Source organism: Streptomyces sp. NPDC047515 (genome assembly GCF_040643055.1).
Classification (GTDB): domain Bacteria; phylum Actinomycetota; class Actinomycetes; order Streptomycetales; family Streptomycetaceae; genus Streptomyces.
Window position 1 is genome coordinate 1 of the sequence record NZ_JBEYTM010000162.1, and the last position, 1,705, is coordinate 1,705.

A 1,705-nucleotide genomic window follows, 5' to 3' on the forward strand; every position below is an offset into this window, starting at 1 on the left:
TGGTAGCCCGCTTCGGCGGGATTCCTCTCAAGCGCAAACGTACTGCCATCATCGCCGACACCAAGCCGACCATGGCGGTCACTAAACGCAATGAGCTGATCCATCGGCTCTTGGCTGGACAGTGCGAGATGTGCGAGGGGCTGGAAGGACTGCAAGTCCATCACGTCCGCAAGCTCGCGGATCTAAACCGTCCAGGTCAGTCGGAACGGCCCGTATGGGTACGGATGATGGCCATGCGGAAGCGTAAGACCCTTGTGGTCTGCGAGCGTTGTCATCAGGATATTCATGCGGGACGTGCCACGGTTACCACCCGAAGATGATCGCTGGAGAGCCGGGTGCGGTGAAAGCCGCCTGCCCGGTTCGGGAAGGGGCCGTCGGAAAAGGACCCGAGCCACGGGTACCTCGTCGGCGGCCTACTTCACTCCTCGGGCTGCTACTTCCCGCCACCGGTGCGCATGGTGGAGATCCCGAAGCCGCAGGGCGGCATCAGGGTCCTCGGAGTGCCGACCGTGGGCGACCGTGTCGCGCAGACGGTGGTGGCGATGGTGCTGGAGGAGAGGGTCGAGCCGATCTTCCATCCGGACTCCTACGGCTACCGCCCGGGGCGCGGAGCGATCGACGTGGTGGGCACGTGCCGGGAGCGGTGCTGGAAGTACGACTGGGTGGTCGGTCTCGACATCAAGGCGTTCTTCGACTCGGTGCCGTGGGACTTGATGCTCAAGGCGGTGGGCTCGGTCTGTGAGCTCCCCTGGGTCCTGCTGTATGTCAAGCGGTGGCTTGCTGCCCCGCTGCAACATGCGGATGGCACGCTGATCGAGCGCGCCAAGGGCACCCCGCAGGGATCAGCGGTATCTCCCGTCCTGGCGAACCTGTTCATGCACTACGCGTTCGACATGTGGTTGCACCGGGCCTTCCCGGACGTCCGCTTCGAACGGTATGCCGACGACGCGGTCATCCACTGCCGCAGTCTCGCCGAGGCAAGAGCGGTGCTGGCCGCGCTGGATGCGCGCATGGACTCGGTTGGCCTTCAACTACACCCCGACAAGACGCAGATCGTCTACTGCCGGGACGCGAACCGCAAGAGCTCTTTCGAGCACACGAGGTTCACGTTCCTGGGCTACGACTTTCGCGAGCGCACCGTGGACGGGCGGAACGGGCTGTTCCGGAGTTTCTCTCCGGTGGTCTCGGACAAGGCCCTGAAGCGGATGGGCGAGGTGGTGCGCTCCTGGCGCCTGCACCGGTGGGTGCAGGGCGAGGCCCGAGACCTCGCGGACTGGATCAATCCGGTCGTGCGGGGATGGATGCAGTACTACGGGGCCTTCAGCAGGTCGGCCCTGTATCCCCTCCTGAAACGGATCAACGCCTACGTGGTCCGGTGGTTGCGCGGGAAGTACCGGAGGCTGCGGCGAAGCTGGTCGGCGACCTTCCGTGCGTGGTGGTCCGGGGTTGATCGACATCCCCGGCTTCTCGCGCACTGGGTCTGGGTGACCGAGCCCGCCCGGGTCTGGTGACCAGGACGACAAGAGCCGTATGACCGGAGACGGTCACGTACGGATCTGCGGGAGCCCGGGGGTGAGATCCCCCGGGCCACCCGACTTCGCGAGGGAATCGACGAAGTAGCCGCGCGCTACGCGTTCATCGATGCGGAGAAGGCGAGTTCCGACAACCCGGGCGGTTATCCAGTGGCCTTCTTGTGCCGAGTGCT

The 1,705-nt window shown here is 65.2% G+C and carries 2 pseudogenes; both read left to right on the forward strand.

Annotated elements, in window-relative coordinates:
* Positions 1-320: pseudogene (locus ABZ826_RS39290) on the forward strand (maturase); the annotation flags it as partial.
* A 117-nt stretch (positions 321-437) separates the two neighbouring features.
* A pseudogene (gene ltrA / locus ABZ826_RS39295) lies at positions 438-1,511 on the forward strand (group II intron reverse transcriptase/maturase); the annotation flags it as partial.
* Between the last annotated feature and the right edge of the window lie 194 nt (positions 1,512-1,705).